At 61.2% G+C, this 12,759-nt stretch carries 9 protein-coding genes; 7 read left to right on the top strand and 2 right to left on the bottom strand.

Annotation, left to right across the window (positions count from 1 at the left end; genetic code table 11):
- The first annotated feature begins 58 nt into the window (after nucleotides 1–58).
- A complete protein-coding gene (gene trmB / locus PQG80_RS13410; protein ID WP_271751870.1) occupies nucleotides 59–853 on the top strand; it encodes a tRNA (guanosine(46)-N7)-methyltransferase TrmB in 795 nt (264 codons plus the stop codon).
- Nucleotides 854–938: 85 nt separating this feature from the next.
- Here the strand turns inward: trmB and PQG80_RS13405 are convergent, their stop codons facing one another.
- Complete coding sequence (locus tag PQG80_RS13405; protein WP_271751869.1) at nucleotides 939–2,690, bottom strand: methyl-accepting chemotaxis protein; 1,752 nt, start codon at nucleotides 2,688–2,690, stop codon at nucleotides 939–941.
- Between the two features lie 579 nt (nucleotides 2,691–3,269).
- Here PQG80_RS13405 and PQG80_RS13400 point away from each other — a divergent pair.
- The 5 genes from PQG80_RS13400 to PQG80_RS13380 all read left to right on the top strand — a co-directional run bounded on the left by PQG80_RS13400 (nucleotide 3,270) and on the right by PQG80_RS13380 (nucleotide 6,436).
- A complete protein-coding gene (locus PQG80_RS13400; protein ID WP_271751868.1) occupies nucleotides 3,270–4,508 on the top strand; it encodes a glycosyltransferase family 2 protein in 1,239 nt (412 codons plus the stop codon).
- Nucleotides 4,509–4,839: 331 nt separating this feature from the next.
- Entirely contained in the window at nucleotides 4,840–5,343 is a 504-nt protein-coding gene (gene infC / locus PQG80_RS13395; RefSeq protein WP_110468919.1) for a translation initiation factor IF-3, read from the top strand.
- Nucleotides 5,344–5,361: 18 nt separating this feature from the next.
- Nucleotides 5,362–5,562, top strand: a complete 201-nt coding sequence (gene rpmI, locus PQG80_RS13390; RefSeq protein ID WP_090114073.1) for a 50S ribosomal protein L35 — start codon at nucleotides 5,362–5,364, stop codon at nucleotides 5,560–5,562.
- A gap of 60 nt (nucleotides 5,563–5,622) precedes the next feature.
- Nucleotides 5,623–5,982 carry a 50S ribosomal protein L20 gene (gene rplT, locus PQG80_RS13385; protein WP_271751867.1) on the top strand — a complete coding sequence of 120 codons (360 nt, stop codon included), beginning with the start codon at nucleotides 5,623–5,625 and terminating at the stop codon, nucleotides 5,980–5,982.
- Between the two features lie 145 nt (nucleotides 5,983–6,127).
- Nucleotides 6,128–6,436, top strand: coding sequence for a hypothetical protein (locus PQG80_RS13380; protein ID WP_271751866.1), 309 nt, complete (start codon nucleotides 6,128–6,130; stop codon nucleotides 6,434–6,436).
- A gap of 195 nt (nucleotides 6,437–6,631) precedes the next feature.
- Here the strand turns inward: PQG80_RS13380 and PQG80_RS13375 are convergent, their stop codons facing one another.
- Entirely contained in the window at nucleotides 6,632–10,825 is a 4,194-nt protein-coding gene (locus tag PQG80_RS13375) for a glycoside hydrolase family 9 protein (protein ID WP_271751865.1), read from the bottom strand.
- Between the two features lie 262 nt (nucleotides 10,826–11,087).
- Here PQG80_RS13375 and PQG80_RS13370 point away from each other — a divergent pair, with 262 nt between their 5' ends.
- Nucleotides 11,088–12,719 (top strand): response regulator, encoded by a 1,632-nt coding sequence (locus PQG80_RS13370; protein WP_271751864.1) that lies wholly within the window; start codon nucleotides 11,088–11,090, stop codon nucleotides 12,717–12,719.
- Nucleotides 12,720–12,759: the final 40 nt, after the last annotated feature.

The following is a 12,759-nucleotide window of genomic DNA, read 5'->3' as shown; positions in this document are numbered from 1 at the left end:
CCCAGCCTGCACAATGGATGCGGCACGGTTTTATTATGGGCGATACGGGAGGATATACATGCGATTGCGGGGCAGGAAGTTTAAGCAAGGGCTTGAGGCGCAGGCCGATCTGGTGGTGCTGGAGCCGCAGAAGCTGAAGGGCCGGTGGCGCGAGTTTTTCGGCAACGACCGTCCTATAATGATCGAGATCGGCATGGGCAAGGGACGCTTTATCACGCAGATGAGCGCGAGGAACCCGGACATCAACTACATCGGCATGGATATATTCGACGAGCTGCTGCAGCGGGGCAGCGAGAAGGCGCGGGCGATCTGGCGCGAAAAGGGCGAGGAGCGCGTGCCTAATCTGGCGCTCGTGCGCGGCAACGCCGAGTTTCTCGAAGACATGTTCGAACCGGGGGAGCTGACGCGCGTCTACCTGAACTTCAGCGATCCGTGGCCCAAGAGCAAGCACGGCAAGCGCCGGCTGACGCACCCGCTGTTTCTCATGCGGTACAAGCGCCTGCTCTCGGACGTCGGCGAGATTCACTTCAAGACGGATTCCCTCAGCCTGTTCGAGTTCTCGCTGAACAGCTTCGCGGACACGGGGCTTCAGCTTCGCAACGTCTCGCTCCATCTGCACCGGGACGAGCTGCGCGAGGACCTGGTCATGACGGAATACGAGACGAAGTTCGTCGGCCTCGGCCAGCCGATCTACAGGCTCGAAGCGGTTATCGGCGCGCGCGCGCTCGCCGAGCACCGCGAGCGTCTGGACGGCGAGCACGCGGAGCAGGAGCGCCGCGCCGAAGCGGCGCTGGCGCGCCGCCGCTCGGGGCAGGATGCGGAGGCGGACGAAGATAGGGACGGCGACGAGTAGCGGCAGCCGTCAAGCGAAAAGGGATGTCCCCAGGTCCAATCGGACCTAGAGACATCCCTTTTTTGCGCGGCATCAACCCCGTGGGCTACAGCTTAAACCGATGCGCCATATGCTGCAGGTCGGACGCCAGGGCGCGCAGCGATTCGGCGGAGGCGTTCAGCTCCTCCATCTCGGCCAGCTGCTCTTCGGTAGCGGCGGAGATCGTCTGCGCCAGCTCGTTGGCGTGGCCGGCCACGCGATCCATCTCCTGCAGGGATGCGGCCATCTCTTGGGAGCTCGCGGCCATCTGCTGCGCGGAAGAGGAAGACTCCTGGATCTGCGCGGCGACGCCCTGCGTGGCCTTGACGATGGCCGCGAACGATTCGCTCGTGAGCGCCAGCGCCTGAACGCCCGCTTCGACGGCCCGCTGATTCAGCTCCATCGTCGCGCCCGCTTCGGACACGTCGTCACGCACGGTACGGATCAGGTCCGCGACCTCGGCCGCCGAATCGCTGGAGCGCGCCGCCAGCTTCTTGACTTCGGCGGCCACGACGGCGAAGCCCTTGCCTTCTTCGCCAGCGCGGGCGGCTTCGATCGAGGCGTTGAGCGCCAGCAGATTCGTCTGGCCGGCCAGCTCCGCGATGACCTCGGCCACGCCGCCGATCTGCGCGGAACGTTCGGTCAACCGGTTCAGGATATCTGACAGCCGCACGGTCGCTTCGCTGATCGCGATCATCTTGGCATCGGTCGACTGCAGGAGACGATTGCCTTCGACCGCTTCGAACAGGGTCGTCTCGGAAGCGTCGAACGCCCCGGAGGAAGTGTCCGCGATGCGTTGGATTCCCTGAGCCATCTCCTCCATGGATTGCGAGCTCTCCGCCGCCGCGCGCGCTTGGGTCTCGTTGCCCGAAGCGATCTCCTGGGCCGCGCCTGCCATCTGCCTGCCAGCCAGGGTCGTCTCCGAGACGGCGGCGCTCATCTCGGCGGAGGCGGCGTTCAGGCGATCCGCGTTCGCGAGCAGCTTCTGCACGATCTCCCGCAGATTGTCGTGCATCCCGCCAAAGGAGCGGGCGAGCTCTCCGATCTCGTCGCGGTTGCGGATATCCAGCTTGAGCTCGCTCAGGTCGCCGGATGCCATGCGGGCGGCTTCGTCCGTGATCCGCTTGATGGGCCTCGCGATCGAACGGATCAGCAGATAGAGGAAGGGCGCGAATAAGATCCAGCAAGCCGCGATGGTGATCCAGATGGCGTTCAGAATATGGCCTGCGCCAGCGTTGTAGTCCTTCATATAGGAGCCTGCGGCGATGATCCAGCCCCAATCGCCTGGCGCCTGCAGCGCGTACGTGATCTTCTGGGCCTCCTTCTCCGACTTCGGCAGGGGCCAGTCGTACAAGGTGAAGCCGCCGCCGTTCATGCTTTTGGCGATCATGTCTTTTATGTAATAGAAGCCGGAACTCGTTTTCTTGTCGATAATATTCTGACCCTCGAGCAGCGGGTGGCCGAGGAGGTCGCCTTGCGCGTTTAAAATGAAAAAATAGCCGTTCTCGCCAAGATCGAAAGCCTTGGTGATCTCGCGCGTATCCCCGGACTTGGCGCCGATCAGCTGCCGCTTGACGTATTCCTGGGCCTCCGCGGCCTGCATGCGTCCGCTCGACACTTCGGCCTCGTAGCTTTCGGTGATGCTTGAAGCCATATTGACCATATTCCGCAGGTTTTTTTCAATTAACAACCCGGATTCGCGGTCGTAGATCTTGTAACTGACTACGCCCAGGGCGGAGACGGGGATTACCAGCATCAGCAGAAATAAGGGAATCAGCTTTAGACGGATCGACTTTCGCCAAAAAACAACAGAATTCAAGGTTTTTCCCCTCCTTGTGGCCAAATGACTAGGTCTTTGGACATCCTATAACGACATTATATGCGAAACTGGACAACATTACCAATCAAACGGCACGTGGATTGCGCTCAAACGTGTCGATCAGGTTACAAAAATAGTACTGAATAACCGGAAACCCGCTTGAGCCCCGCGCCGTCTTAATATAGAGGACAACATCCACGTCGGGAGGGATGCTCGAAGAGGTGCGCGACGCTCCGGCAATTGGCGCGGGGCCGGCCGTTTAACATGACCTGACCTATGGGTACACTTCTATGGAGATATTTGCGCGCAGCCGACGGGAGGCCGGGTAAGACTTCAGTCGCTTAATCGGAGCAACCGGGCGCAAGAGGGGGATACGGGGAAGCATTCGGGAATATGACGAGAATGGTTGCGGTTTATTCCGCGCATCCGGACCGATACCGCCGGATACGGGAGCGTGGCGATTTTGACAAAGCCTACCGAAGGTAAGACAATCAAGCGTATGCTTCCGGACTTGCGAAGCTTGATTGCACAAAGAGAGAAAACGATGAAAAATTAGGGGTCCAGGGGGTAATACCGCAAATGTTCAACAACCTGCTGCTCGCTGTTCAGGTATTCTTTTTCCTGATCGGAGCCTATCAAGTGATCCTGTCCTTCTTCGGCTGGTACCGCAAGAAGGAGACCATCACGCACAAGCCGACCAAGTCCTTCGCCCTTCTTGTGGCCGCTCACAACGAAGAGGCCGTCGTCGGCGCCCTAATCGAAAATTTGCTGAAAATGAAATACCCGCGAGAGCTGTTCGATATTTTCGTCATATGCGACAACTGCACGGACGGCACGGCCCGGATCGTCCGGGGCTATGAAGGCGTCTACGCTTGCGAGCGCAACAATCCCGCGCAGCGCGGCAAAGGCTTCGCGATCGAGTGGATGCTGAAGGAGCTGTGGAAGCGGCCGCGGCAGTACGATGCCGTCGTCATGTTCGACGCCGACAATCTGGTGGCCACCGACTTCTTGGCGTACATGAACGAGGATCTGTGCAACGGGCACCGCGTCATCCAGGGCTATCTGGACACCAAGAACCCGCATGACAGCTGGGTCAGCGCGGCCAACGGCATCAATTACTGGTTCTGCAACCGCCTCTGGCAGCTGCCTCGCTACAATCTCGGCCTGGCGAACTTCCTGGGCGGCACGGGCATGACGTTCGAGACCAAGCTGCTCAAGGAAATGGGCTGGGGCGCGACGAGCCTCGTCGAGGACCTGGAGTTCACGGTACGCTGCATCCAGCGCGGCATCAAGCCGAAGTTCAACTTCGACGCCCGCGTCTACGACGAGAAGCCGATCACGTTCCGCGCTTCTTCCCGCCAGCGCCTGCGCTGGATGCAAGGACACTTCGACATCACCCGACGCTATATGCTGCCCACGCTGTGGCAGGGCATTCGCGAGCGGAGCTGGGTCAAGGTCGACGCCGCCATTTATATTTTTAACGCGTACAACTTCCTGATCGGATTCTTGATGACGTTCACGCTTTGGTTCGACCTGCTGCTGCCGGGACCGTCGCACTTCGATTCAATCTATTCGGTCGCTCCGGCCTGGATCGCCGTGCCGATCTCGCTGTACATCTACGCGCAGCTCCCGCTGTCGATGCTGCTCGAGAAGGTCAGCTGGAAGCTGTACTTCAGGCTGATCACGTTCCCGATCTTCTTCTTCTCGTGGTGGCCGGTGACGTTCTGGGCGTTTTTCACCCAGAACAACAAGCAGTGGAGCCACACGGAGCATACGCGCGTGATTCGGCTGGAGGAAGTTCAAGGCAAGCAGATGTAGCGTGCGGGCCGTCCTGCCGGGGGGCCGTATTCGGTTGACATGCCCGGCAGGGCGTGCTATAGTTGTTCGGTAACTGTTTATATGACAGTGCTATCAAGAAGAAGCTCCCGCTTCTCACCTGTTCGGCGGACGCCGGCTGGTCAGCGTAGCCTACGTACCCGGTCATCCCGGGCGAGCATGCTCGCCTCCGGCGGCCATCTAACGTTAGCGAGCGGAATGCGGGCGATGATGCCCGCATTTTTTATTGTCTTCTTGACATTCGGTTGCCCAGGTTGCAACGACGACCTTTTTCCATTAATGGAGGTGGAACGTTATTAGCAAGGATCATCAAATCAATGAGGAAATCCGGGCGAAGGAAGTCCGTCTGGTAGGCGCTGAAGGCGAACAGATCGGCATCAAGCCGTTCAGGGAAGCGATGCAGATGGCGATCGACGCCAATCTCGATCTGGTCAACGTAGCTCCGCAAGCGAAGCCGCCCGTATGCCGCATCATGGACTACGGCAAATTCCGCTACGAGCAACAGAAGAAAGAGAAGGAAGCCCGGAAGAATCAGAAGATCGTCGATCTGAAGGAAGTTTGGTTCCGTGCGAACATCGACGAGCATGATTATCAGACCAAGATGCGCAACGTGATCAAGTTTCTCAAGGAAGGCGACAAGGTCAAATGCTCCGTGCGGTTCCGCGGTCGTGAGATTGCGCACTCCAACATTGGCCAGAAGATTCTCGAGCGCGTCGCCGCCGAGGCCACGGGCGAAGACCTGTGCGTCATCGAACGCGTGCCGAAGCTCGAAGGCCGCAGCATGATTATGATTCTGGCCCCCAAGGCCACCCACTGACGACAGGAGGAAATACAGATGCCTAAGATGAAAACACACAGCAGCCTGAAGGACCGCTTCAAGATCACCGGCACCGGCAAGGTCAAGCGTTTCAAGGCTTACAAGAATCACTTGCTGTCCCACAAGTCCGGCCGCCAAAAGCGCGTTCTGGGCACGCAGCCGCTGCTCGCGGACGGCGACGTTCGCCGCATGAAGCAGCAACTGGCTAACCTGAAGTAATCCGATACGATTCGCTGCGCCGCGCAGCGGACTTACACATTCACCGGGAGGTTATCTCAAATGGCAAGAGTCAAAGGCGGGTTCGTAACGCGCCGCCGTCGCAATAGAGTCCTGAAGCTGGCTAAAGGTTACTGGGGCGCCAAGCACCGCCTCTTCAAAAAAGCAAACGAGCAAGTCCTGAAGTCCCTGACGTACGCATACCGCGACCGTCGTCAGACCAAGCGCAACTTCCGCAAGCTGTGGATCGTGCGTATCAACGCAGCCGCTCGCCAGAACGGCCTGTCCTACAGCAAGCTGATGTTCGGCCTGAAGCTGGCCGGCATCGAAGTAAACCGCAAGATCCTTGCCGACCTCGCCGTGAACGACATTACCGCGTTCAACTCGCTGGCCGGCACCGCCAAAGAAAAAATCAACGCGTAAGCGATTCGCGTTCAAGACGCCGCCCCGTTCGCCGGGACGGCGTCTTTTTTGCGTATAACTCCGCGATTCGCCGCGTACAAGCGTACAGCCCCGTCCGCATGGGCCTTCATATAATGAACGGACAACGGTGAAGGGAGGAGTTCGCATGGCACGCGTGACGAAATCGCAAGCGCAAAAGCTGGTCGGACGCCATATCTATGCCGTTCGCAAGGACCGTTCCATCGTTTACGGCAAGCTGGTCGCGATTAAGGGCGACGCCCTCATTTTGGAGCGCAAAAAGGGCAAAAGCGGCAAACAGGTACAGACGAAAGCCATCATCCCGCTGGTTCTGTTCGATCTGCTCGCAATCGGCACGGCCCCTTACGCTTACGGAGGTTGGGGCGGCTTTGGCGGCTGGGGCGGCGGCTTCGGCGGCGGCTTCGGTTGGGGCGGAGGTATAGGCGGCTGGTGGTGACCGGCCGCCGGCTAGGCCCAAGCAAGCGCGAAAACGGCGATCGCCGTTTTCGCTTTTTTTATGTCCCGTCGCGGCAGTCCGGAGAAGTCTTGCGGCCGGGGTTTATTCCGTGCGGAGGCGGAGCGGACGGCCATGCGGGACGATGACGTATCCAGTGTCCGCTATGATGCTTGCCGGCTCCCCGATTCCAATCTGTTAACGCGTGACCGTGACGTTGTCGAAGTAGGCTTTGGTGTTGGCATACGCGCGGGCGCCGATCTTGCCGGCCGAGAGCGACCCGTCCGTCGCGCTGAACTGCAGGACGCCGTTCTGATAGACCGAGATGCCGGTCCCGTTCGCCACGATCTTGTAGGTGTAGAACGTATCCGCGGCGATGCTCGGATTGGCGTAACCCAACGTCGTCTTCACGCCGCCGACGGACTTGACCAGCTCCAGCTTCCGCCCGGTACGATCGTTGTTTTTTACGTACAGAACATAGTAGTTGTCGCTGTCCGCGTAGCGGAAGACGAGCCCGGTGTCCTTGTTGCCGCCCGAATTGTTCGTGACGCTGATATCGGCCTGGAGGGTATAGTCGGTCCAGGACGCTTCGCCCGCCAACGAGAAGCTGTTGCCGCTCCCCGCCTGGCCCGCGTACCTGCCCGACTGCACCGACCAGGTACCGCTTGTCGGCGTCCAGCCGTCCGCGTTGCCGTCTTCGAAGTCGTCGGCCAGCAGCGTGCCGCTGACGGCCGGACCGGCTTGAACGGCGCTGCTCACCGCGTCGGTCGTCGTATCCGTCGTATGGAAATAGTAGGAATGGTTGCCTAGCGGCAGCTTGGTCGTATAGGCGTAGGCTTTGCCGTCCGTATACGTGGTATCGCCGGCATCGACCGCCGTCATCGCATGCACGACGCCGTCGAGGATCAGCTCCATCGCGTACGGCTTCTCGTTGTCCGCATCCGTATAAGTCACGTTGAACGTGTAGTCCGTATCCGCATCGCCGGACGCATGGTCGACGCCGCCCGCGGTGAGCGTCGGCGCGGAGCCGCTCGCGAGGTTGGTCCCCTTGATCTCGTCGACGAGCAGCTCGCCGTAGCCGACCGCGGTCTGGTTCAGCCAGATGGACATGGTCGTCTTTTTCTTGTTGATGGCCGGGGTCAGCGCGTCGAGATTGATCTGCAGGTCGGTCCAGCTCGTCGGTACGGTCGCCCAGCCGCCTGTCAGATTGTAGGTGCGCGTGCCGTCCGAGAGCTCGATTTTCATGCGCAGGTTCGCGTAGCCCGGATTTTTAACCGTAAAATTCAGGTAGCGGTATCCGGACAGATCGAGGAAATCGTGCCACGGCTGGAATTTGGCGTTAGAATTCGTCGCGGTCGGCGTTTGCGTGAACTTGCCGACCGTTCGGCCGTCGACGACCGTCTTCGCGAACGTCGCCGTGCCGCCGTTTTGCGTATACCAGTTTACCCATTGATTATTGCCGCCGGTCGACCCCCATAAGCCCCCGCCGCCGAAGTCGTCATAGAGGAGCGGGTGCGACGGATCGGGCAGCGCCGCCGCGACCGTGTAGTGCGTCGAGCTATAGGTGTAGTTGCCTGCGCCGTCGGTGCCTCTGACGTCGACCCGCTTGTTCGTATACGGCGCGGACGCGCTCTCGTTGATCGTGACGGCGTAGACCGCGCCCGATACGGACATCGGGACATAAGGGCCGCCTTGCCCCGCAGTCGAGTAGGACACGTCGGTCAAGCCGTTCGCGGGACCCGCGAACACGGTGACGTTGCCGCGCACGTAGTCGCCGATGACCGGAGACAGCACGGGCAGCTGCTGCGGCGGCGTTCCTCCCGCGGAGCTGGCCGAAGCGTTTGCGCTCAGGCCCATGATCGTGTACAGCAGGCCGGCCTGGATGCTGACGCTGAACTCGTTATAGCGCCACTGGTTCGTGTCGTCATTGTACAGCGAGCGGTCCTCGTACCAGGGGCTGACGCTGGTCTTGTCCTTCGTATCCTTCATGTTCGGGCCGCTCACCATCGCGCCGGGGAAAACGATGCCCGTATTGCTCGCGTTAGAATTCGCGCCTTCGTCGTACCGGGTATGCGGATACGTGACGAAATCGGAACCGATGCCGGACACCCAACTGATGTTCCACGGATTCTCTCCGAAAATCCAGTATATGCCCTTCTCGACGGCGCGCAGCGCCGCGGGATCGCCGAACAGCTCATAATAACGGAGCATGTCGCCCAGATAGGACGCGTGAGGCTCGTTCACGCCGAAGTTCTTGAACTGGTTCAGCACGCCGTACGGCGTGTCGTCCGTCGAAGACAGGAAGAAGTCCACCTGCTGCTTCAACAGCTGCTGAATATGGGCCTGCGTAGCGGTATCGGCGACGGGGTAGAACTCCGCCAGCGACATCGGCCGCATATCCCAGTAGTTGGTCGATGACAGATCGGCAAACGTAAGCGCGTTGATGTTCGCCGTCGCGGCATCCTTGTAGTCGGTATCGTTCGTCAGCAGATACAGCTCTACGTCCGCGAGCAGCTTGGAATTCGGAATGCCGCCGCGCGTCGAGTAGGAGCCGACGACGCCGTCCGGATGGGCGACGACGTAATCGTAGAAAACGATGGCGGCCCCCAGGCAATCGTCGGCGAAGTCCTCGAGCGCCGCGATCTTCGAGGTGTCGACGTCGCCCTGGGCGATCGCGGTGCCGATCGCGCGCGCCGTCGCGGCCAGCGCGCCGGCCGCCTTGGCGGAGCCGCCGACGCCGAGCCCGCTGATCCGTCGGTCGTCGGCATTGCCGCTGACGTTATCGGTAGACTTCTCCGGATGCTCAAACGTCGCGTTGTTCTTGATGTCGTACAGCTCGCCGCCGAATTGGTTCGCGAACTTGATCAAGTATTCGCTGCCGAATACCGCTTCGTCGACGAGATCGGGGATGCCGTTCGCGTCGTTGTCGTACTTCACGCTCGGGGCGTCGGCGTGGCGGATATAAGCGAGCGCGATCTCGGCGGCGACCCACTGGTTGCCTGCGTACTTGCCGTAGTCGCCCGCGTCGTACCAGCCGCCCGTAAGATCGTAATGCGTCGTGCCGTCGATCGAGGCGGCGTCGTCCAGGTGGCCGGCTTCATGGTAGAGCTTGGCCGAAGGCGCGACGGTGCTGTAGCCGGCCGGGTAGGCGTCCTCCGTCGCCACGCTCGCGCGCTGCAGGCGGTAGAAAGCCGTCATCTCGTCTTTGTAATCGTTCCAGACGTTGGACTTGATCGGGAACGGATACGAGGAGGTGCCGTTGGTGACGACCGTGTACCCGTTGCCGGCCGTGCCGACCGCAGAGAAGTCGATCGAATATACGTGCCTGTTCCAGAAGAAGCCCTCGTACGTCATCGTGCCCGAGGCGACGGCGGTGCCGCCGCCGTCCTTCACCTGATAGGACAGGTCGGCGAGCGCGCTCGTCGACGCGACCTGGGCATTCTTGAACCCGCCGGCGTTGTAGCCGGCCTGGCTGACGACGACGTCCAGCGCCTCGCTCGACTGCGTGACGGCCGGAGCCGTCTGCAGCGCCGTCCGCACCTCGTCCGAGGTGAGATCCCCCGCGCGGAAGAAGTGCGTATGCGTCCCTACGGGAAGCTTCGTGATGTAGTAATAATCCTTGCCGTCCGAATAGGTTGTATCGCCGCCGTCGGTCTCGAGCATATCGTAGGCGGTATCGTCGACGACGAGCTGCATGGCGAACGGCTTTTCATTGTCGGCGTCCGTATAGGTCGCGCGGAAGGTGAACGCCGTGTTCTGGGTGTAAGCGGACGAGTTGGCGCTCATGCCGCCGGTCAGCGTCGGCGCCGTTCCGCTGTCGTCCGTCGAGGCGAAGATGTCGTCGATGAGCGTCTCGCCGTATGCGCCGCCCGACTGGCGCAACCATATTTCCAGCTTGGCCGTCTTCTTCTTGAGCGCGGGCGCGAGCGTATCGAGGTCGTATTGGCGCGTCGTCCAATTCGCCGGGACGGATACCCATCCGCCCGTCAGATTGTAGTTGGCCGTGCCGTCGTTCACCGCGACCCGGATGAGCGAGTCCGCGTAGCCCGGGTTTTTCATCGTGACGTTCAGGTAGCGGTAGCCCGTCAGGTCGACGGACTCGTTCATCGGCTGGAACTTGGCCCAGGAGGCGCCGCTGCTCGGCGTCTGCGCGAACTTGCCGACCTGCCGCGAATCGACGGTCACTTTGGAAAAGGCGCCGGTACCGCCGCTCTGGTTGTACCAATTGGTCCAGTTCTGCTTGTACAAGCCGCCGCCGCCGAAGTCGTCGTAGAGCAGCGGGTTGCCGGGGCCAGGCAGCGGCGCGACGGCCGCCGAAGCTGCGCCGAGGGGCGCGAGCAGGCCGAGCAGGAGCGCCAGGCCCAGCAGGCCGGCGATCGATTTCCTTGCCATTCCTTTCCATGTCCTAACACTGGTCATTAATGAGGCCTCCATTCGTCTTTGTGGAGTCGCTTACAATGTTATCGTAATCATGCCGCCTATCGCTCGCGAGGATGTAATCTCGTCCGCTTGTGATTTATTCGCGCATGATTTTACATCACACGATTCGAAGAAAAAGATCATCGACAGCGGTCGCGTCCTGGCTTAGGCTAGACCTGACGGGAGTATCGTCCGAACCGGACAGGCGGCGAGGACGGCGGGGGAGGCAGCGGACATGCACAAAATATTGGTCGTCGACGACGAGCCCAGGGTGAGCACGGGCATCAAGAACTTCCTGCTCGGCTCGGAACTGAATATCGCGCACGTAGAGACGGCGCTGAACGGCTTCGAGGCCGTCGATTATTTGCGGATGGAGACGTTCGATCTGGTCCTGACGGACATCCAGATGAGCCGCATGAGCGGCATCGAGCTGATGGAGACCATCTATATGGAGCAGCCTCATCTGCCGGTGATCGTCATCTCGGCCCACGAGAAATTCGACTTCGCGAAAAAGTCGCTGCGGCTGGGCGCGCGGGATTATCTCGTCAAGCCGGTCGAGCGCGACGATCTGCTGCGGGTCGTAGGCAGCGTGCTGCGGGAGAACGAGACGATCGGCCGCCAGTCGCTGGCGCTGACCGAGGCGCAGCGCGCCGGCCGAGGCAAGCCGGGGATGGGCGAGCTGCTGGCGGCGCTCGTGACGGAGGGCGATCTCCCGGCCAGGGACGGCGAGGCGCTGGCGGCATTGCTCGGCGATCAGGCGCTAGGCGGGCTGTTCGGGGTCGTCTCGATCCGGCCGGACCTCACCCGCGGCGGCTTCAGCGACAAAGAGATCGCGCTGTCCGACCGCAAGCTGCTTAAGTACGCCTCCATCAACATATTGAACGAGAGCCTGGGCGAGTGGCGGGGACTGTCGCTCAGCGGCTACGGCAACGAGATCGTCGCTATCCTCCGGCTCGACGAGCCGCAGGAGGACGATCGGGGCGCGCGCATCCAGTCGCAGCTCCATCTCATCGGACAGATGATCCATATGAATCTGAAAAGCTATCTGAACGTCGAGACGACGGTGGGCATCAGCTCGCTGCACGCGGACGTGTTCATGCTGCCGAAGCTGATGGACGAGGCAAAGGCCGCCGCGGAGTGGCGCCACATGCACCCCGGGCAGCGCGTGTTTTACTTCGAGGACCGCAAGGCGCGGGAAAATCTCGGCATCGCCGCCTGGATCGCGCAGGTGGACGCCTATGCGCAGGCGCTGAAGGCGAACGCCGGGGAGGTCCGGCCGGACGGCGCGGAGCTGCTGGAGACGCTCCGCCTGCTGCAGGGCGAGCCGGAGATCTTCAACAGCTACTTCGGCATGCTGGCTTATCGGCTGTACGGCCTGCTGCTCGAGCAGGGCAGGGCGAACGGGATGTCGCTGCACCGGTTCGATCCGGACGCGTACTTCCGCGGCGCGGACGCCGACGGCAAGCTTGCGGCGCTGGCGGCGTACGTCCCCGAGGTCGCGGAGATGCTGGGGCAGCTCGCGCAGGCGCGCGACCGCTCCATTCTCGCGCGCATCACCGGCTTCATCCGTCAGCGCTTCCGCGACCCGGCGCTCAAGATCCAGGATATCGCGGGCGAGGTTCATTTCAGCACCGCCTACCTTAGCTACCTGTTCAAGCGGGAGACGGGCCAGAACCTGTGGGATTACGTCACGGAGCTGCGCATCGAAGAGGCGAAGTACATGCTCGAGACGACCGACAAAAAGCGCTACGAGATCGCTTATGCCGTCGGCTACGAATCGCCGGAGCACTTCGGGCGCATGTTCAAGCGATACGCCGGCTTAAGTCCGGCCGAGTACCGCAAGGAGAGGCAGGGGGATGGCGGCTGAAGCTCAAATACAAAGTCACGATCGCCTTCGCGCTGTTCAT

It is taken from the genome of Cohnella rhizoplanae (genome assembly GCF_948329515.1).
Lineage (GTDB): Bacteria > Bacillota > Bacilli > Paenibacillales > Paenibacillaceae > Cohnella > Cohnella rhizoplanae.
This window is presented reverse-complemented; position numbering and strand designations above follow the sequence as displayed.

Excerpts from the sequence above, each read along its gene's own strand:
- rpmI (WP_090114073.1), top strand. The coding sequence starts at position 5,362 with ATGCCTAAGATGAAAACACACAGCAGCCTGAAGGACCGCTTCAAGATC.
- rplT (WP_271751867.1), top strand. The coding sequence starts at position 5,623 with ATGGCAAGAGTCAAAGGCGGGTTCGTAACGCGCCGCCGTCGCAATAGA.
- PQG80_RS13375 (WP_271751865.1), bottom strand. The coding sequence starts at position 10,825 with ATGGCAAGGAAATCGATCGCCGGCCTGCTGGGCCTGGCGCTCCTGCTC.
- PQG80_RS13400 (WP_271751868.1), top strand. The coding sequence starts at position 3,270 with ATGTTCAACAACCTGCTGCTCGCTGTTCAGGTATTCTTTTTCCTGATC.
- PQG80_RS13370 (WP_271751864.1), top strand. The coding sequence starts at position 11,088 with ATGCACAAAATATTGGTCGTCGACGACGAGCCCAGGGTGAGCACGGGC.
- trmB (WP_271751870.1), top strand. The coding sequence starts at position 59 with ATGCGATTGCGGGGCAGGAAGTTTAAGCAAGGGCTTGAGGCGCAGGCC.
- PQG80_RS13380 (WP_271751866.1), top strand. The coding sequence starts at position 6,128 with ATGGCACGCGTGACGAAATCGCAAGCGCAAAAGCTGGTCGGACGCCAT.